Genomic DNA, 20,054 nt, shown 5'->3' on the forward strand with positions numbered 1-20,054 from the left:
GGAATACATATGCAAGAGCTTTTAGTTGATGTAGATAACCTTGACGAACTTTATCGCTGCTACATGCCTTATTTAAAAAAAGGCGGCCTATTTGTACGTACCAATATGCGTTACGAAATCGGCTACTCTTTAGCGCTTAGAGTGACTTTACCTGATGCGCTAGAAGATGACGTGGTAACGGGTAAAGTTGCCTGGATAACACCACAAGGCGCACAAAGCTCTAACCCACCAGGTATAGGCATTAGCTTTTTAGATGATAAAACAAATTTAAACGCTAAAATCGAAAAGCTATTAGGCACTATGTTAAACTCAGGTAATCCTACATATACCATGTAGTTTTAAACGCATTTGCTTAATAGTAATATGCATAAAGCAGCCAGTTAGCGAGCGCTTAACCCTCGTTAACTTGCAATACTAACTTGCTTATATCAATTCGTTTAATACCCATTCGCTTACTTAAGTGATTTACTTTAAGGCTGAAAAAACGTGTTGATAGCTTGGCAAAAAATTCGCTATTTAGTTGTGCTCGACAATTGCTCCTGCATTGCTCTACCTTCTGCATCCATGCAGTCGTAAATGAGAGTTTTTTAACGCAGGCAGCGACACGTTTAGCTCCGCAAAATGATTAGGTATTATTGCAAATTGGTATAACTAAGTATTTTTGCAGGTTAGTATAATTTAACACCCAAAACCATACAGGCCGTATAGTGATTGTAGATTCTCATTGCCATTTAGATCGTCTTGATTTTGACAAATTAGATTTAAACCTAGATCAAGTACTCGACAACGCCCGCGCAAAGCAAGTAGAGCACTTTTTATGTGTAAGTGTAACGCTTGATCAATTCCCAAGTATGCTTGAAAAAATTAAACATTACGACGATGTATCGGCATCGTGTGGCGTGCATCCGCTTGATCAAAAAGATGCCCTTAATAAACAGCAACTCATTGATTTAGCATCGCATGAAAAAGTAGTCGCGATTGGCGAAACAGGCCTAGATTACTATTATTCGAAAGACACGCACGCAGTACAACAAGCCAGTTTTGTTGGCCATATTGAAGTGGCAAACGAATTACAAAAGCCACTGATTATTCATACCCGTGATGCCAGAGCCGATACTATTAACTTAATGCGTGAGCACAAAGCAGAAAACTGCGGTGGCGTACTGCATTGTTTTACCGAAGATTGGGATATGGCTAAAAAAGCGATTGATATGGGATTTTATATCTCTATTTCAGGCATTGTTACCTTTAAAAATGCCGTAGAGCTTAAGGAAGTTGTAAAACAAATCCCACTCGATAGATTACTCATCGAAACAGACTCGCCTTATTTAGCACCTGTGCCGTACCGTGGAAAAACAAATCAGCCTGCGTATGTAGAAGATGTTGCCTACTATATTAGTGAGCTTAAAGGTATTAGCTTTAACGAGCTTGCAAAAGCAACGACTGATAACTTTTATTCACTTTTTAAATTAGCAGCAAAAGGCTAACACATGACTACTCAATCGGCGCAACTCCCACTTTTACTAATGGGGCCTATAGTGCGCCGAGCTGAGCAAAGTGGTATATGTATACAGTTTGCTACTTCACGCCCTGGCAACTGCCAAATCACACTTGAAAACCAACAAAGCTACAGCGAGCAGCAAAGCATTGCATTAGGTAAATACCTTTACCTACATTTTATAATTATAAAACCCGTTGATAGCCAGTTTCCGCTCGACACATTATTAGCGTATACACTGCATATTAACGAGCAAAAAATTGACTTAACTCCTTGGTGCTTTGAAGGGCAAACGGCGCCTTCGTTTGCAATTGCCAATAAGCTTACGCATATTTTACATGGCTCGTGTCGCAACGCCCATCACCCCGCAAAAGACAGCTTAGTATCAGCAAGTGAATGGCAAAACACCCAGCGCAGTAATAAACTGCAGGGCGCACAGCTTTTACTGCTTAGCGGAGACCAAGTTTACGCCGATGATGTAGCCGGCCCTATGCTACTGGCTATTCATCAGCTAATAGATGCATTAGGACTTTATAAAGAGCAACCGCTTGAGCTCAATTTACCAGCAGATATAAATGAGCAGCTTTTTAACCGCCATCATTACTTACCAAAAACGCCATGGCAAAAACGTTCAAAATTGGGCGTTGGGTACTGGCTAAAAAAAGACGAGCCTCATTTTTCTAGCGTAAAAGCGCATAATCACTTAATTCACTTTGAAGAATTTATAGCGCTGTATTTACTTAACTTTAGTGCCGCCGCGTGGCAATGCGTTGATATTAAAAATAGCCATTACTCACAAGGCAATGAAAAAAATAACACCATTTTTAACGCCGAAAAAAAGGCGTTAATTGACTACGCAAAAGGCTTAAATAGCGTAGAGCGTTTATTTGCTAATGTATCTACCTTGATGATGTTTGACGATCACGATGTTACCGATGATTGGAACCTAACAGCAGGGTGGGAGCAAGCTATAAATCAAAACCCAAGTAGTAAACGCATCATTAATAATGGGCTGATAAGTTATTGGCTATTTCAAGGGCTGGGCAACGACGCGCTACATAAAACCGGCGCGCTTATAAATGATTTTAAACAAAGCCGTAGCGCCAACAATAGTTGGCAGTTTAAAGCCTTTGATAAGCCTCTGAACGAATTTAACTATTGGCATTATGAACTTACCACCACGCCTAAAGTAGTTGTGCTTGATACCCGTACACACCGCTGGCGTAACGAAAGTAACTTCAATGAACCCTCAGGCTTACTTGATTGGGAGCGCTTAACAGAGCTTGAAGAAAGCCTACTGAGCCACAGCAAAGTAATTATTGTATCGCCAGCGCCTGTGTTTGGCGTTAAATCAATAGAAGCAATACAGGCGGCGTTTAATATGTGCGGGCAGCCGCTTATGGTTGATGTAGAAAACTGGATGGCACACGAAGGCTCGGCCAAAAAACTGCTTGATACCTTTAGGCGTACAGACACACCCAATGAAACGCTTATTTTATCGGGTGATGTGCATTATTCTTTTTGTTTTTCGGTGCAAAAGCGTTTTGGCGATCACCCAAACCGAATATGGCAGCTCACCGCCAGCGGTATTAAAAACGAATTTCCGCGTAAGCTAATTAATGTACTCGATAAGCTCGACTCAATATTGTACGGCCCCAAAAGCCCGCTTAACTTTTTCACCAAACGCTGGCACATGGAAGTAGATAAACACCAAACCAAAGGTGAAGGCCAAAAGTACCTAGTAAGCGACTCTGCCATTAGCTTAATTACACTGGAGCAAGGAGATTTAGCGCGTTATCAACTAATCCACGGCGACGGCCACACCACCGAGTTTGATTTAGAAGAGCAGTAAAGCCGCGAAAAATTTGTTGAGTGAAGTAAAAACCTTAATTGCACAAAGAGAAGCGAATGAGGAGTAAATGAGAAGACACAACCAATCCAGACATTTTACTTTGTTTATTACGACTCATAAGCGTAGTGTCTCTAAACCTCTTTGTGAAAAAGTAACTTAAGCTAATTGCACAAAGGGAAGAAAATAAGGAGTAAATGTGAAGACATAACCAATCCAGACATCTTATTTATCACTGCTCTACAGTGGAGCGTCTCAAAACCTCTTTGTGAAAAATAACTAAGTTCAATTGCACAAAGAGAAGCGAATGAGGAGTAAATGAAAAGACATAACCAATCCTGGCATTTTATTTATCACTACTCTAAAGCGGAGCGTCTCTAAACCTCTTTGTGCAAATATTTTTAAGAATAGCTATTTAAAATCACGCCCTCGCTTAACAACTATTTTATTACTTAAAATCGCCAAACATAATATAGCCATAAACAACATTGAGTTAGCGCCTGCTTGGAGCGAATAATCTACCGAAGAATGCAACAGCATATCTACAATAGCGATAGCACACCCAAAAGCCACGCCCTGAAATAATGCTGTTTTGCGTTTTCTCATTGTCTGAATACATAACCATAAGCAATATAAAATAAGCGCCCCTAAAGCTGATGTTACGGGTATGCCTAGCTCTACAGCAAATTGAATATAGTCGTTATGAGCATTATCGTAATAGCCAGAGTACGGCTCAGATTGATACGCAGGGAAGGCCGTATAAAACGTACCGCCACCTGAACCCAATAAAGGCTTGTCGAGTATTAACGGGATTGAATCACGAACTACTTCATCACGTGTTTCAGATTGAATACTGGTTTCGCTTATACGTTGCTTTACTTTTTCTACATCAAATATTGCACCAATAATGATCAAATCAATTATAAAAAAACTAATAATAAGTAACTTAAACGCTTTAGGTTTTTTATTGTAAACAAACAAAGCCAACAAGCTAACAGCCATCAGTGCTATAAAAAAGGCTGAATTACCCATTCGACTGCGCGTTAAAATTAGCGCAATAATTATAATAATTAACGATATACGCAAAATTATTTTTGAGCTTAATAGTATTTCTGTCCAGGCGCGCAAAGTTTGTTTAAATGTAAGGTCACTTGCATGATTACCTCGCTTTAATTCACTCACTAATACACCAATACCCAAACATAAACATAGCGCTAAATAGTTAGCTAAAAAGTTAGAGTAAGTAAACGTACCTATGGCGCGTTGCGTGTGCCTATATCCAAAAATAGGGCTGAGAATATCAGGTGAGAGATTCAGGTAAGTTGCATACAAAGCCTGAAAAACACCCGCTGCAATAATGGTATAAATAAGCTTTTTTATACGCTCACTATTATTGCAATAAATAAATATAAGCCAACAAAAGCAAACCATAAAGCTCGTTTTTAACAGCATTTGTTTTGTTTGAAAGGGGTCTAAACTCAGAGTAAAAAATTGCAAAGTACACATAGCGCATACTAATAATAAAGCAGAAATAATGGGTAAAGAATAGCGAGGAGGGTACAACGTTTGGTTATTTACAGCGCTATTAATCAGGTGAAAAACAAAGGTTTTACAAATTAAAATACCCATTGCCATAATGGCCCAGGGTCGGTAGCTACCTAAAGGAAGGGGCAGCAAAAAAACAATTGCACACAGCAAAAAAAATATAAAACGATTCACAGCTTTCTCAAAAAAACGAGCTAATAGTTAAGCAATAGTGTTTAAAGTAAAAACGCAGCCATTAGGCTGCGTTTGTATTATAAAACTAATTATAATTTAGTTGCCAACTTCAGAAATACCAGCGTCACCACCGGTACCACCTGCGCCTTGAGGAACGGTTGTTGTAGGCAAGGTTACAATTACAGGGCCAGCTGCTGGGGCGGTAGGCTCTGTAGGACCAGCTGCTGTTGCTTCTGACGCAATAGTTGCATCAACTCCAGCTGTTATTGCAGCAAGCGTTACTGCATCGCTATTAACGCCTGCAGTAACTAAGGCCGCTAAAAAATCAGAAATAAACGGGCTATCTGCGCCAATGGCTGCAATAACTGCATTCATAATTATATCAAGCTGCTCAGCAGAACACGTTCCATTAGCGATAGGAGAATCTAAATCAATTGGTCCGGTATTTTGGCAAAGTTGCTCAATTGCAGTTACTAAGTTTTGTTGCAACTCATCCGATGGAGTTTCTGCTGTGGCGTTGTTCAAAATACTAATTAAAGTATCTAGGTTACCAGTTTGCACAACTACATCGTTGTCTGCTTGAGCATAAACTGGAAGTGTTACAAAGCTCGAAGCGCCAACAATCAAGCTAGCAAGTATAAGTGATCTCATTTTGAGCCTCTTTTAGAGGTTACTAATTACAGAACCTTAGCGTATTGGTACAAAAAGTAAACTGTTTATTCATACCACTACATTTAGTTTCTATAACTTTTGACGGTGGTATAATTAAGTTACCTTGTATACCGTCACACCCTAGGTTTTCAAGTGTATGTAATGTTTCAGGTTTTTCAATTAAACAAGCTACCACCTTTATACCAAAACCATGACAAATATTATTAACTGTTTGAATAAAAAATTGGCTTTGGCTGTTATCTAGTAAGTCTTGTATGTAACTACCGTCTATTTTTACATACTCAATATCTAAGCCTTGTAAGTATTTAAAGGAGGTGAGGCTAGTACCAAAATGCTCAATACATACATTAATGCCTATGTCTTTTATTATGTCTATATGTTGCGAGGCAATATGAACATTATAAAGTAAGCTGATCTCGTGTAGTTCAAATAACAAGTTAGTTTTTATAACAGGCTTTGTGTGTGAATAAAGCGTTAGCCATTCAATAAAATCAGTTGAATACAAAGATGCCTTACTCAAGTTGAGTGCAAATACATCGTTTGGATATTGCTCTTTAACATTAACAAAATTACGAATTATTTTTTTATCAAGCTCTTCAGTTAAGTTGAGTTTTTCTGCCATAGCAAACAAATGCCCGTTACTCACTTTCTCGTTTTCATGAATAAAGTGAGCAAATACCTCAAAATAGCATTGCTTATTTTGTGAGTTAGCACGTTTTACAGGTTGCACTGAAAAACTCACTTCACCAGATGCTAAAATTGACTGAATAAGTGTGCGCCACTGATTAACACTAAATAAAGTGTCTTTATCTATTTTATTATTGTTTGTGTCACCAATTGTACAGCCCGTGTCTAACGCTGATAATACGCGACCTACAGGCATTCCTTTTTCTACACTTACTAACGCAAAGTTAGCAAAGCCACTAACATGCAAACTATTTTTTTGCTGGCTAAATGCATCAATAATTTCAAGCCGAGTTCTATTTAAAAAATCACTATCGTAGGGCGCAAGGGCAATAAAAGTACTGCCATTTAACCTAAACACTTTTGCATTAGTAAGCTCGCCAAACGTGGTTTTGAGTATGTTTGCCACTTCGTTTACGTGTTCATCACCGTCTTGATAACTTACCGTTTTATTAATGTTTGCAAGCGAGGGCAGGGTAATCATCATTGCAGTAATAGGTGTCTCGTCACTTATAGAGTCAACTACCGAGTTAAAATGATTATCAAACGACTTTCGGTTACCTAAACCAGTTAAAGGGTCTATATATACTTCTTCGGTAAGGGCTTGTGTTTGCCTAGTAAGCGAGTCAAACGTACTTTGCAGGTTCATAACCATATTGTTAATGGCTTTAGTTACAGTGCGCAGCTCGCGCGCAACAGGTATTTCATCGTTGAGTGTAAAGCGCTTACGTGTAACTAGGTGGGCTTGGTTCTCTACAGCTCTAAGTGGTTTAAAAACAGCACGCAGTATTAAAAATGCAACAGCCAGTGACGCTATTAATAACAAAAACGACCCATAAAAGCTGCGTTTAGTATGTTCCCAAAGGGTTAGATACGATTGCCCAACATGGCTTGTTACTTCAAGCGTACCTGCCATAATCCAGCCATTGTTTAGTTCAGACAGCCTAGTTGGTGCGTTTAGCTTAACTGCGCTTATAAACCAATTAGGTACTGATTCAACACGCTTAGGGTTTACAAGTTCAAAAACCACCTCAGTCTGGGCATTAGTAAATTTTATTTGTTTATAATAACCTGAGTCAAAAATGGCCGTTGCCATTGTTTGAGCAATCATTATGCTGTCTTCTTCAAGGTAGGGCGAAATAGAAAGCCCTAAACTTGTGGCGGTATCTTGAGCGTGGCTGCCCATTTGGGTTTGCAAATACTGGCGAGTGGTATCTACATCGGTAACTACCCGAATACAAAAAGAAATTAATGAAATGACTATAATCAATCCATAAACTTGCGTTTTTAAACTCAAGCCATTTTTAAAAAAAGACGACATAACTAATAGTTCCTTTAACGTTATTCTATATGGGAGCAAGCTCACCTTGTTCAATTCGCTCTAGCATTGTATTCCAAGCAGATACACCACGGCTGTTTTTTACTTTGTTACCTAACCCCTTTGATTTAGCTAACCATAAACCTTGGCCATTAAAGCTGTATATTGGCGTTAAGTCGGTACGTTGAGTTGCTGGTAGTAATTTTGTATTGAAGTTTCCTAGCACATAAGGAATTTGCTTTGGCTGCTCAATATAAATTAAAACCATATGGGGTTGGTTAAGCTCCTTATGACGAACGTACATTAACCGAATTTTATCTTCAGGAATACCTAAAGCGAGTAACGTAAAGTATTTCGCAATTACATAGTCTTCACAATCACCCATGCCAGTGCCAAGGCTTTCAAGTGGTGTTGCCCAATAATCAGCTTTCTGCCAAAGAGCTTGATCAGACTTGTATTTAATTTTTTCATTAAAAAAGTCATTAACAAGATGTATTTTTTTCCATTCATTTTTGTTGATAGCTTCATCTATAAAACTTAACCAGCTTTTAATACGTGCGTGTCCTTGGCTACCATACTGTTGCTGGGCAAATGAAATTATATCGTTATTACGCAAATTCGTAAGCATATCTTGGGAGTGCACAACAAAAGATAATACGAATAAAACACAAAAAATGAAGCGCACTACTATTCCCTTTTGAAGCATTCCTTTAAAAATGAGCTTTAGTATAGTTGCATTAACATTAAAAAGGTAGATAGTATAAAAGTATTGGAAGCACTAATTTAGTGCGTAAAACCTTAATTTTATGCAACATAAATTTAACAAAAAAACAGTTAAAAAGGATGTTTTTTTGGTTGAGTAGATTGTTTGGGCGTGTATACTGTAAGACACATAGGGTATGTGAGAACGTTAATGGGCTTTGCTTTGCGAGATCTTTTTTTGTTCTATATAAGATAAAAGGAATTAATGTGAAAGTTTTAAAAGCTGTTCTACCTGTTGCTGGCCTTGGTACACGTATGCTACCAGCCACTAAAGCTATTCCTAAGGAAATGCTCCCTTTGGTAGATAAACCACTCATTCAATATGTGGTAGATGAAGCAGTTGCTGCCGGTATAAAAGAAATAGTTTTAGTCACCCACGCATCTAAAAATTCAATTGAAAATCACTTTGACACGAGTTTTGAGCTTGAAGCCACTCTAGAAGCACGTGTGAAGCGCAGTCTTTTAGATGAGGTCCGTTCCATAGTGCCAAAAGATGTAACGGTGATTTCTGTTCGTCAATCGGCCCCGTTAGGTTTAGGCCATGCAGTACTTGCAGCACGCCCTATCGTTGGCAATAACCCGTTTGCGGTAATGCTCCCTGATGTCATTATTGATAAATATAAATCTGATTTAAAGACTGACAACTTAAGTCAAATGATAGACCGCTTTGATAAAACAGGCCATAACCAAGTTATGGTAGAGCCTGTACCGCAAGAGCAAGTTCACCAATATGGAGTGGTTGATTTAGCGGGTAAAAAAATAAAAGCCGGCGAGAATTCAGTTATAAAAAACATGATTGAAAAACCAAATAATGATCAAGCACCAAGTAATCTAGCGATTACTGGGCGCTATGTCGTGTCAGAAATAATTTGGGATTTACTTGAATACACACCACCCGGAGCAGGTGGAGAAATACAGCTAACAGACGCACTACTTCAACTTCGTCACTTAGAAACATTAGAGGCTTATCATCTAAAAGGGAAGTCACACGACTGTGGTTCTAAGTTAGGTTATATGTTGGTAAACGTTGAATATGCGATGAAATCAAGCCAATTGGGAGAAGCATTTACAAAGGAAGTGAAAGCACTCTTATAAAATGTAATGAGTAAAAAGCTACATAGCGAGTTCATCATTTTAAGTTTTTATGTTTATAAAAAAAGATCATTTATACGCCTCATTTTGGGGGGCCCTAGCTGTTGGTGCATTGTTATTTAATACGATGTTTGGCGCGTTTGCGGCTTTAACTTTTTTAATAGCTGGGACTGCTTATGCTGCATCAGGCATCAACTTTACCCTGAGAGTATGTAAAAAAAATTGGGAGTTGTTTTTAATACCAGCTTTATGCTTATTATCTGTTATTTGGTCAGATATTCCAGCAACGGCATTGCGGGCAAATATACAGCTTTTACTCACTACAATTTTCGCAGTTGTCATAGCTAGTCGCTTGGGGCTTAACTTATTTTTAAGGGCTGGCGCGTTTATTATGTTAATTGCTATGGTGATGAGTTTAGTTTCATCTCGCACTGCTCTAAATGGTATGACAGGTGAAATAAGTTTAATTGGTATTTTTGGAAGTAAAAACTATTTAGCTGCAAATACTTCTATGTGCATTACATTAGCACTTACCTTATCGCTCAATAAAATGATTGATAGGTCCAGTCGTATATTAGGGGTTGTGCTATTAATTACTTCGACTTTAGTTTTAATTAAAGCTAAGTCATTGGGCGCAATGGTGTTTGTATTAGGTAGTATATTAATTTGTATTGTAATTATTTATTACCAAAATTTAGCTTTAAATAAGTTCACTAGAGGAAAACTGAACTGGAGTATCTTGTTAGTTTTTTTAACCGGTATGTTCCTTTTAGTCTATTCACTTATCAATGGCAGTTTTAATGAACTTATGTATAGCATTGGTAAAGATCCAACTTTAACAGGTCGCACACACTTATGGGCAAGAGGGATATCACTTATACAGGAAAATCCATTACTTGGAGTGGGTTTCCAGAGTTTATTTTATGTTGGAAATAATATAGCCGAAGATATATGGGCACTCCACCATGTCCCCTCTGGAGCAGGGTTTAATTTCCATAATATGTATGTAGATATGGGCGTTGAACTTGGCCTAGTTGGTTTGTTTCTTTACCTATATTTAATAAAGCTATTTATAAGTAGGATATTTGATTTACATAACATCGCTTATGGGAGTTCACATTTTTTTGCAATATTAATTTTAAGCTATATGTTTTTACAAACTTTTTTAGAAGCTGTTTGGTTTGAGCAGTTCACAGTTATTCATTTTTTTATGTGTGTATCTTGGGTTTATTTAAAGGAAGATGAGCGTTATGAATAAAGAAATACCTAAAGGTGTAATTATATTTGGTGGCTCAGGTTTTATAGGCACACACCTTATTGATAAGCTTCTTATACAAGGTTGTACAACTATTATCTCTGTGGACATAAAAGAGCCAAAATCCCCACGCAAAGGGGTGAATTATATTGTAGCTGATGTGAGGGACTTATCATCATTAGAGCTATTCAATAACATCGATAAAATTTATAACTTTGCGGCTATCCACACGACACCTGGCCATGAACATCATGAATACTATGAAACAAACATCTGTGGCGCACTTGAAGTATGTAAGTATGCTGAAAGAGCGGGTATCAAAAATATAATTTTTACTAGCTCAATTTCAGTTTATGGTCCGGGCGAAGATCAAAAAACAGAAGAAACCGAATTACAGCCTACATCATCTTACGGATACTCGAAAATGATAGCAGAGAAAGTTCATAAAGAATGGCTTAATAAAAACTCTGCAATTAATAAGTTAGTGATAGTGCGGCCTGCAGTAGTCTTTGGGCCTGGAGAAGGGGGAAACTTTACGCGCCTAGCGACTTTACTTAGTAAGGGTTTTTTTATTTATCCGGGCAGGAAAAATACAATAAAAGCATGCATTTATGTAGATGATTTAATTGAAGCCATTAGCTTTGCTGAAGATCAAAGACAGACATTAATAACATTTAATGGAGCATACCATCAAGGTTATACACTTGAAGATATAATAGATATTTTTCAGGCTAACCACTTTTCAGACGTAAAAACAGTAATGCTACCAAAATTTATTGTGCTCGGGGTGGCTAAAACTTTGCGTTTATTTAATGCGTTTAACATTGGAATTCACCCCGAGCGGGTAATGAAGTTAGTTAAATCAACAGACGTTTACCCTGGGTGGTTAGTATCTAAAGGTAAAAAGTTCGATGGTGGTGTAGAGGTCGCTTTAAGCAAGTGGTCATCCTCTACAGATGGAAAGTTTAATTAATAGGATCTCTCTATGGATATTTGCGTGGCAATTTGTACTTATAAACGAGATAGCCTTAAAGAGACTCTATATTCTATCTCAAAGCAATGCTTGCCAAGAGAAATAACGCTAAAAGTGCTTATAGCCGATAATGATAAGACCGATAAAGCAAGAGCTAAAATAGAGGGGTGGGCAGAAGAGTTTGGGTTGCGCTTAATTTATATCCATGCCCCTTCTCAAAATATCTCTATTGCAAGAAATGCGTGTTTAGACAATGCAGATAGTAATTGGTTGGCATGTATAGATGATGATGAAGTGGCTTCCATTAATTGGCTCTCAAACTTATATAAAAAAGCGCAGCAGGAAAAAGTAGCGGTAGTATGTGGACCTGTTAAAGCGATATATGACGACAGTGCGCCTAGCTGGATGAAAATATGTGATTTTCATTCTCAACAACCAGTTTTTGTTAAAGGGGTAATAAAAACAACTTCGACAGCAAATGCTCTGATTAACTTAAAGCACCAAGCTTGTAAGGGGTTGAGGTTTGATCTTGCTTTAGGTAAATCAGGCGGAGAAGATAGTAGCTTTTTTTCTTATGTTTATTCTAATGGTGGATGCTTTGCATTCGCAAAAGATGCATTGGTTACTGAAGATGTACCGCCTGAACGTGCCAACCTGATGTGGTTATTAAAAAGGAAGTTCAGGTTTGGACAAACATGCGGCGCACGTCTAATAACTAAAAATATCAGTGTACTAGATAAAATAAAATACAGCACTTTAGCTAGCTGTAAATTTTCATTTTGTATACTAATGTGCCTACTTTCAATACTAGGTAAAAACAAAAAATATCATTGGCTCCTTAGAGGCACGCTTCATGTTGGGGTGCTTGCAAAACTGTTTGGTAAAAAAGAAATAATTCAGTATTAGATAGTGATAAAGGGAGTATGTATTCAATGGATAACTGCAATAGGTTACTAGATGAAAGCTGATTTAAAAGTATCAGTTGTTATTGCTGCTTGGAATTCAGAAAAATTTATTAGCAAAGCAATAGATTCGGCGCTTCAACAAAAGGTTTCTCTTGAGGTTATCGTTGTTGATGATTTTTCAAGCGATAACACCTGTGAGGTTGTTGAGAATTATCGCGATGAGCGGGTTAGGTTAATCAAATCGAATAGCAATGGGGGGCCAGGTTATGCACGTAATATTGGATTTGAAGCTGCAAAAGGTAAGTGGATCGCAATTTTAGACTCTGATGATTATTTCTTACCTAATAGATTGAGCGAAATGCTTAATTCTGAAGATGATGCTACAGATATTCTTATAGATAATTTTTATATGTGCCGTGAGGGAGAGCAGGCGCTATCTCCCTTTTACACTAATGATGAACTCAAAACAGGCAACTTATCCTTAGCAGAATTTATAAGCGGGAATGCAGATTTCATGGGTAAAAAAACCACAGGTTACGTAAAGCCTCTTTTTTTAAAATCGTTTTTAGTAAAAACAAAAGTGGAATACTGGCCTGAAGTTCGAATTGGTGAGGATTACTACTTTTTAGCATCGTGTTTAGCGGCTAATGCAGTAGCAAAAGTTTTAGACTTTTTCGGGTATGTATACACCATTAGAGGCGACTCCATTTCTGGCCAGTTAACGGAAGGGCATATTTCAAGGTTTCAGTGGGGCGATAGAAAATTTGTAGAGATGTATGAACTTAATAAAAGTGAAAATGCAGCTCTTAAAATAAGAAATAGAAACTTATCAAACACTAAAGCTTATATTTTGCTTGTAAAATCAATAAAGCGTAAAAAGATTTTAAAATCACTTTCTATTGCAGTTATAAACCCAACAGCTTGCAGGCTGCTATGGTTACCAATACGTAAACGCTTATTAAGTTAAGAAAACAGGGAGAGTAATTTGAGAGTATTAGTAGCCGTGTTAACAACAGGAAGTAGAAGCGCGACTTTCGAGCAATGTATTTTAAGTATCCTTGAACAAAGCTACATTAGCAGCATAGAGCTAAGTATATTAATTGTTGAAAATAATTCCGAATTGACTCAAGTAGTTAATAGCAGCGTGAGTAAGTTTACTAACAATAAAAAAATTAATCTAATACACGTTTTAGAAACTAAACAAGGGATACCGTTTGCAAGGAATAATGCACTAAATTATGCACAAAATAACCAGTACGACTACTTGGCATTTATTGATGACGATGCTTATGCAGATAAAAACTGGCTGAACTTACTGTGTGATAAAGCGAAGGGCTATGATGTAGTTGCAGGCCCCCAAAAAGCCATATTTCCCAAAGGCACTCATAAATATTTTAACTTAGCCCGTTTGTACCACGAGCGTAAATTAAGGGATGGTGTGATGGTGAAATGGGTTGCTACCAATAATATCTTGATTAATGTTAATACACTTAAAAAACTGAATATTAGCTTCAACGAGTCGCTTATTCACGGTGGAGAAGATAAAGAGCTCTTTTTGAGGTTAACAGCATGTGGTGGCAAAATTAAGTGGGTTAATAATGCAATAGTTCAAGAACATATCGTTATTGAACGCTTAACAACTAAATGGGCTTTACGTCGCTGCTTTAGAATGGGTGCTACAGGCTTTAAAATTGAAAGCTGTAATAAGACTTTCTTAGGAGCACTTTTTACTTGCTGCTTTAAAGGGGCTGCTTATTTGGCAAAAGGTTTACTTTCATTTTTGCCATACTTTATTAGTTCGAAGCATACATGTTTAGATAGTTTATGTGACTTATCCCACGGTGTTGGTTTTTTTTATGGGCTCTTCTCCGGTGGTAATGTTAGGAGCTACGCGTGAAAATACACTTATTTTACTTATTTTACTTCTTTTGCTTACAGGCTTTCTCTTGGCCACTCTATGCACAAGAGTACAATCAGTTAGTGTGGAGTGATGAGTTTAACAGCGATGGCCTACCTGCTAATGAAAAGTGGGGGTACGAACAAGGCTATGTACGAAATGGTGAAAAACAGTTGTATGTAGCAAACAACCTTCATAACGCAAGAGTTAAAGATGGAATTTTAATAATTGAGGCAAGGAAGTTGGAGAGTGTAGAAACTAGTCTATGGGATGAATTATTTGACTCTCCAAAACCTATGTATACATCTGCTAGTTTAACTACACGTAATTTGCATTCATGGACGAATGCAAAAATTGAAGTACGTGCTAAATTACCCCATGGCATTGGAGTTTGGCCTGCAATATGGCTACTTGGAGTCGATAAGCAAGGCAAAGGCTGGCCAGCTAAAGGCGAAATAGACATGATGGAATATGTTGGTTACCAAAAAGATAAAGTGCATATAGCTCTGCATACTAAGATAAGAAATCACCAGAATAAAAAAGCGATAAATAAGGGGTTTACATTAAAAAATCTCTTATCTGAATATCATATATATGCTGTTGAAAAATATTCTAATGTTATTAAGTTTTTTATTGATGATAAGCTAGTTTTTAGTTATGAAAAAGAAGATGATAATACCGAATCATGGCCTTTTGATGAGCCGATGTATTTAATAATTAACTTAGCAATTGGTGGTTCTTGGGGAGGAAAACATGGAATTGATGATTCTATATTTCCTCAGCAGTTTTTAATAGATTATGTCAGGGTTTATCAGTAGGAATGTAATTGATAAAGTTTTAACTTTGATGCTTTTATATAAAAGCAAAGCAATGGATGGTAATGAGTGATGGTGATATTTTTTATTTCGGTATTTATTTTATTATATATATATGTTTTTTTTCCTTTAATCATATACATTTTTGGTGCTGTTAAAAAAGAGTATGTAAATACCACATTTACAGCTAATGATAAGAGTATCGTTATTGTCGTACCAGCTCATAACGAAGAATCAGTGATCAGCAAAAAAATCGAAAACCACTTGGCTTTAGATTACGATAAAGCGAGCTATAAAGTACTAGTAATATCAGATACGTCAACAGATCAAACTGTTTCAATAACCAAAAGTTATGTAGATAAATATCCTGGAAGAGTCGAATTATTTGAAGTAAGTGATGGCTTGGGGAAAACTAACGCAATCAATAAAGCTTTAGCTGGTGTTGAATGTGATTTTTTAGTTTTTTCCGACGCTAATGTTTATTTGAAAAAAGATGCATTATTGCAAATTTCAAAGTGCTATAAAGACGACGAAGTAGGTGGGGTTGCAGGTCAATTAATTTATACAAACGATGATCTTGAAGGAGCAGCACAAAGTAATGGCTTGTATTGGAAATACGAAGAAATGATTAAAAAATCAGAGTCTTTATCTGGCTCAATGATGGGTGCAGATGGTTCTATTTTTTCTATAAGAACAAGCTTATTAAGAGAGCTTCCAGTGCATGTGCTTGATGACTTCTGCTCGTCTATGGGCGTTATCAATCAGGGTTATAAGCTAAAGTTTGATGATACTATAGTTGCTTATGAAAAAGGTGCTGAAAGTACCGCAGAAGAATTCCCGAGAAAAATCAGAATTAGTAATCGCTCTTATAATAGCTATAAGCATTTACGATCAGAATGTTTAAATACTTTGTCGCTTTTTAATTTATGGAAGCTTTACTCACATAAAGTATTACGTTGGTATAGTTTATTATTTATGGTGTTGGCATTAGTTTCTAATGTGTATTTAGCGATTTTTGAGAGTGGTTATTTATTTAAAGTAATCTTAATAGCGCAAGTCTCGTTTTATATAATGGCTGTATTATCTTGGTTTGAAAAATTTCCTAAAGTGCCTGTTGTTTCAAAAATAGCTGTCATTGCAGAATACTTTACTATGGCGAATATTGCTGCGGGTATTGGTATATTACAGTCAATTACAGGTAAAAAAACGGTTACTTGGAAAAAAGCAAATTCTACAAGGTGAATATACGTTGTAAAGGCTAACAGTGTAAAAGTTAACAATAGGGATATATTTTGTCTGAGAACGATACTATAGCAGTTATTATTGCTGCTTATAATGCAGAAAAAACAATTACTAGAGCAGTAGAATCAGTAGTCAATGATAAATTTGTTAACCAAGTGATAGTTGTTGATGATTGCTCTACAGATAACACAATGCAAGTTTTAACCTGTTTAAATGCTAAGTTCTCTAAAGTAAGTATCTTTTCTACTGAAGTGAATAGTGGTCCCGGGAAGGCACGTAATATTGCCCTTTCTAGGGCGACTTCAAAATGGGTTACTGTGTTAGATTCTGATGATTACATTGAAACTGGTCGTTATGAAAAACTATTAGCTTATAGTGAAGGCGAAGACTTAATTGCTGATGATAAGTTTCGTATAAATGAAACTGACCCGCTAGCACGTAAAACAAAGATGCTTGGAGACAGGCAGGACTTTCCGGCAATAATATCTTTATCAGATTTTATTGAATCAAACATTACTAAAAAAGGTGAGTTTAGAAAAGAGCTCGGGTTTATAAAACCAATCATAAAGCGTCAGTTTTTAGAAAAATACAATTTAAGCTACCAAGAAAATATGCGTCTTGGTGAAGATTATGAGTTCTATTGCCGCTGCTTAATTTTGGGCGCAAAACTGAAGTTAATTGAAGCATCTGGCTATGTAGCTCTTGTTAGAGAAAATTCCCTCTCTGGCAACCATAGTAAAACTGATTTAATTCATTTAAGAGATTGTGACTACGCACTTGCAAAAATAAAAAGTTTATCGAGCCAAGAAAGAAAGTTACTACTACGTCACGCTAAAAGTATTAATATGAAAATTCAATGGATTTGCTTTTATTCATCTATAAAAAATAAGCGCTATAAAACAACAATTAAATCTATTACTAATTCCTTTTCAGCTTTTATTTTTATTTTAAAAAATTTAAGGACTCAGTTTTTCATTCGCGTAGTTAAAAGAAGATTAAATAAGTGAGCATAAATAAATCTTATGGAATTCTTTGGCTATTTGTCAGTAAGTTTTTTCCGCCAATAATTAATTTTGCTGTATTTACGTATTCAGCACGTATTTTAGCTCCAGAAGATTTCGGTCTAATCGCATTCTCACTGTCAATTATTTATATATCTAGTAGTTTTATGCCTGTTGGCTGGCGTGAATCGATAATAAAATACCAAATAGATGATACCTTAACGATTAGTAGTATTTTTTGGCTCCACTTTTTTGTTTCAATAATATTGGTGCTACTAATACTCGCTTTTTGTTTAGTTTCATTCTTCGACTTCCAGACAGAAATATTCAATATCGCTTTATCAATATTTTGCCTAAAACTAATTTTTGATGGGCTTTATGCTACATTAAATATAGTGCTTTTGAAGGAACAAAAGTATGCACATTTAGCTTTAAGAACATTTTTTTCAGGAGTTTTATCAGCTACTATAATAATAACATTACTTGTTTTAGATTATGGTATATGGGCATTAATTTGGTCACAGGTGGTGCTGTCCATTTTCAACTTTTTAGTAGTGTACATTCCAACCAGAGATAAAGTGAAATTTATATTCAAGTTTAATTGTATTATTAAGCTTAATTCATTTGCTATATATACCACTTTAACAAATGGCCTTACTTTTGCTTTAAGTCATTATGAGTCACTAATTATTGGTAGTATATTAGGTAATAGACAGCTTGGTTTTTACAGTGTGGCAAAAAGGTTATCTACTATAATGAATGAGGTTTTTATTGGTACAGTCTCAGAAGTTAGCTTCCCCATATTGGCGAAAACGCAAGCACAGAATGGCAACCTTAAAAAAGGTTTTTTAAACTCTGTTTATTTTTCAGTTTTGCTTCTATATCCTGTTTTTATTTTTTTACTTGCATATTCAACTGATATTTTTGTTGTCTTATTTACAGAGAAATGGATTGAATCTGTATTAATATTTAAAGCGTTTTGTATCGTTTACATGATTGTGATATTAGGTATCCCACAGAAAAATATTATTTTATTAACCAACAATGCTAAATGGTGGTTTAAATTACAGCTAAAGTTATCTTTAATCATAGTGCCGTTAACCACAATAAGTTTATTTTGGGGGCTTAATTACTTTTTAGCCGCTTTGATACTTGGAAAGTTAACCTATTGCAGTGCATCAATGGCGCGTTCTTGTAAATTATTAAATATAACTATTAGTGAATATCTTACAAGTCTTACATCACCTGTTATCTGTGCTGTCATAAGTATATTACTAACACTAAGTTTAAGTAACATCTTTTATTTAGGGACAACAATTTTAGAAATAGTTATAGAAGGGTTATTCTTTATAGTTATCTATTTCACATTAATGTACCTCTTTGACGGAGGTAAACTGACGTCAAGCGCCTTAAGTATTTTTCCAAAAAACAAAATTATTTTAAAATTAGCACATAAACAAAATTATAAGGAAATTTGAAGTGAAATTAACCTATTTTTCAGGTCACGTACCTAACTTCGGTGATGAGCTAAATAAATATATGTGGGATTCGCTAGTTTCACCTAGCTTTTTTGATGAAGACGACTCAAAGCTATTTTTAGGTATTGGCTCTATTTTGTGGGATTACTTACCTAAGAAACCAAAAAAAATAGTGATGGGCTCAGGTTATGGTGGTTATACCCCAAAACCAGACGTCCATGATAGCAGTTGGGATATTGCGTTTGTAAGAGGGCCAAGGACTGCTGCAGCTTTAAATATAAACCCTTCTTTAGCAATTACCGATGCCGCAATATTAACGCACTTTATGCAGCTACCTAAACAGAGTAAAAAGTATAAGGTTAGTTTTATGCCGCATTATGAAAGCATAACCCGTGGAAATTGGCAGGAAGTTTGTACACATGCGGGCATAAATTTTATAGATCCTACAAACCCTGATGTTTTATTTTCCTTAAGTGAAATAGACAAAACTGAATTACTTATTACTGAAGCAATGCATGGGACTATTTTAGCTGACACATTAAGGGTACCTTGGGTTGCACTAAAGCCAATACTTCCGATACACCATAATAAATGGTTCGACTGGGCTGAATCACTGGATATAAATTTAGAGTTTAGCCAAATGCCAAGTTCATCTATCAAGGACACATGGTCTCAAATGACCGGTAAGCTAGGGGCTGGTAAACGAAGTAGACAATTCGCTAAAGTTTTGAGTTTTACAGACAAATATTACATTGATAATGCCAGCGATAAATTGTTGAAGTTAGCTAAAACGGGTGGCCAGTTAAGTGATGATAAAATATTTGAGTTAAAAGCTGATATGGCTTTGAGTAAGTTATCACAGTATTGTGATTTAATAATATAAAATTAGTATTA

At 36.3% G+C, this 20,054-nt stretch carries 18 protein-coding genes; 14 read left to right on the forward strand and 4 right to left on the reverse strand.

Going from position 1 to position 20,054, the window contains the following annotated elements:
• The first annotated feature begins 9 nt into the window (after nucleotides 1-9).
• The 3 genes from PAT01_RS00080 to PAT01_RS00090 all read left to right on the forward strand — a co-directional run bounded on the left by PAT01_RS00080 (nucleotide 10) and on the right by PAT01_RS00090 (nucleotide 3,350).
• The gene (locus PAT01_RS00080; RefSeq protein WP_004587696.1) at nucleotides 10-336 is read left to right on the forward strand and encodes a PilZ domain-containing protein; all 327 of its coding nucleotides are present in this window, start codon (nucleotides 10-12) and stop codon (nucleotides 334-336) included.
• Between the two features lie 371 nt (nucleotides 337-707).
• Nucleotides 708-1,487, forward strand: coding sequence for a TatD family hydrolase (locus PAT01_RS00085; protein WP_029773701.1), 780 nt, complete (start codon nucleotides 708-710; stop codon nucleotides 1,485-1,487).
• Between the two features lie 3 nt (nucleotides 1,488-1,490).
• Nucleotides 1,491-3,350: an alkaline phosphatase D family protein gene (locus PAT01_RS00090; RefSeq protein ID WP_154944320.1), complete on the forward strand. Its 1,860-nt coding sequence runs from the start codon at nucleotides 1,491-1,493 to the stop codon at nucleotides 3,348-3,350.
• Nucleotides 3,351-3,758: 408 nt separating this feature from the next.
• Here PAT01_RS00090 and PAT01_RS00095 read toward each other — a convergent pair whose 3' ends face one another.
• The 4 genes from PAT01_RS00095 to PAT01_RS00110 form a co-directional block, all read right to left on the reverse strand.
• The gene (locus tag PAT01_RS00095; RefSeq protein WP_138577750.1) at nucleotides 3,759-5,066 is read right to left on the reverse strand and encodes an O-antigen ligase family protein; all 1,308 of its coding nucleotides are present in this window, start codon (nucleotides 5,064-5,066) and stop codon (nucleotides 3,759-3,761) included.
• Nucleotides 5,067-5,162: 96 nt separating this feature from the next.
• Nucleotides 5,163-5,717, reverse strand: a complete 555-nt coding sequence (locus PAT01_RS00100; RefSeq protein ID WP_138577748.1) for a hypothetical protein — start codon at nucleotides 5,715-5,717, stop codon at nucleotides 5,163-5,165.
• Between the two features lie 22 nt (nucleotides 5,718-5,739).
• Nucleotides 5,740-7,743: a bifunctional diguanylate cyclase/phosphodiesterase gene (locus tag PAT01_RS00105; RefSeq protein WP_154944322.1), complete on the reverse strand. Its 2,004-nt coding sequence runs from the start codon at nucleotides 7,741-7,743 to the stop codon at nucleotides 5,740-5,742.
• Between the two features lie 25 nt (nucleotides 7,744-7,768).
• Complete coding sequence (locus tag PAT01_RS00110; protein ID WP_282448173.1) at nucleotides 7,769-8,368, reverse strand: transglutaminase-like cysteine peptidase; 600 nt, start codon at nucleotides 8,366-8,368, stop codon at nucleotides 7,769-7,771.
• A 341-nt stretch (nucleotides 8,369-8,709) separates the two neighbouring features.
• Between PAT01_RS00110 and galU the strand changes: the two genes are divergently transcribed.
• The 11 genes from galU to PAT01_RS00165 all read left to right on the forward strand — a co-directional run bounded on the left by galU (nucleotide 8,710) and on the right by PAT01_RS00165 (nucleotide 20,043).
• The gene (gene galU, locus PAT01_RS00115; protein WP_154944326.1) at nucleotides 8,710-9,597 is read left to right on the forward strand and encodes a UTP--glucose-1-phosphate uridylyltransferase GalU; all 888 of its coding nucleotides are present in this window, start codon (nucleotides 8,710-8,712) and stop codon (nucleotides 9,595-9,597) included.
• A gap of 49 nt (nucleotides 9,598-9,646) precedes the next feature.
• On the forward strand, nucleotides 9,647-10,852 hold the full coding sequence (locus PAT01_RS00120; protein WP_154944328.1) for an O-antigen ligase family protein: 1,206 nt from the start codon (nucleotides 9,647-9,649) through the stop codon (nucleotides 10,850-10,852).
• The gene (locus PAT01_RS00125; protein WP_138577738.1) at nucleotides 10,845-11,822 is read left to right on the forward strand and encodes an NAD-dependent epimerase/dehydratase family protein; all 978 of its coding nucleotides are present in this window, start codon (nucleotides 10,845-10,847) and stop codon (nucleotides 11,820-11,822) included. The genes PAT01_RS00120 and PAT01_RS00125 overlap by 8 nt, the downstream gene beginning before the upstream one ends.
• 12 nt (nucleotides 11,823-11,834) lie before the next feature.
• On the forward strand, nucleotides 11,835-12,728 hold the full coding sequence (locus PAT01_RS00130; protein ID WP_138577736.1) for a glycosyltransferase family 2 protein: 894 nt from the start codon (nucleotides 11,835-11,837) through the stop codon (nucleotides 12,726-12,728).
• Nucleotides 12,729-12,779: 51 nt separating this feature from the next.
• Complete coding sequence (locus tag PAT01_RS00135; protein WP_004587718.1) at nucleotides 12,780-13,694, forward strand: glycosyltransferase family 2 protein; 915 nt, start codon at nucleotides 12,780-12,782, stop codon at nucleotides 13,692-13,694.
• 18 nt (nucleotides 13,695-13,712) lie between these two features.
• Nucleotides 13,713-14,624, forward strand: coding sequence for a glycosyltransferase family 2 protein (locus PAT01_RS00140; protein ID WP_154944330.1), 912 nt, complete (start codon nucleotides 13,713-13,715; stop codon nucleotides 14,622-14,624).
• A complete protein-coding gene (locus PAT01_RS00145) occupies nucleotides 14,621-15,442 on the forward strand; it encodes a glycoside hydrolase family 16 protein (RefSeq protein ID WP_138577732.1) in 822 nt (273 codons plus the stop codon). Before PAT01_RS00140 ends, PAT01_RS00145 begins: the two co-directional genes overlap by 4 nt.
• Before the next feature lie 69 nt (nucleotides 15,443-15,511).
• The gene (locus PAT01_RS00150) at nucleotides 15,512-16,681 is read left to right on the forward strand and encodes a glycosyltransferase (protein ID WP_138577730.1); all 1,170 of its coding nucleotides are present in this window, start codon (nucleotides 15,512-15,514) and stop codon (nucleotides 16,679-16,681) included.
• Nucleotides 16,682-16,731: 50 nt separating this feature from the next.
• A complete protein-coding gene (locus PAT01_RS00155) occupies nucleotides 16,732-17,688 on the forward strand; it encodes a glycosyltransferase family 2 protein (RefSeq protein ID WP_171036172.1) in 957 nt (318 codons plus the stop codon).
• Nucleotides 17,685-19,160, forward strand: coding sequence for an oligosaccharide flippase family protein (locus PAT01_RS00160; protein ID WP_138577726.1), 1,476 nt, complete (start codon nucleotides 17,685-17,687; stop codon nucleotides 19,158-19,160). The genes PAT01_RS00155 and PAT01_RS00160 overlap by 4 nt, the downstream gene beginning before the upstream one ends.
• Nucleotide 19,161: 1 nt before the next feature.
• On the forward strand, nucleotides 19,162-20,043 hold the full coding sequence (locus PAT01_RS00165) for a polysaccharide pyruvyl transferase family protein (protein WP_138577724.1): 882 nt from the start codon (nucleotides 19,162-19,164) through the stop codon (nucleotides 20,041-20,043).
• Nucleotides 20,044-20,054 lie beyond the last annotated feature (11 nt).

The sequence above is a fragment of the Pseudoalteromonas atlantica genome (genome assembly GCA_007988745.1).
Lineage (GTDB): Bacteria > Pseudomonadota > Gammaproteobacteria > Enterobacterales > Alteromonadaceae > Pseudoalteromonas > Pseudoalteromonas atlantica.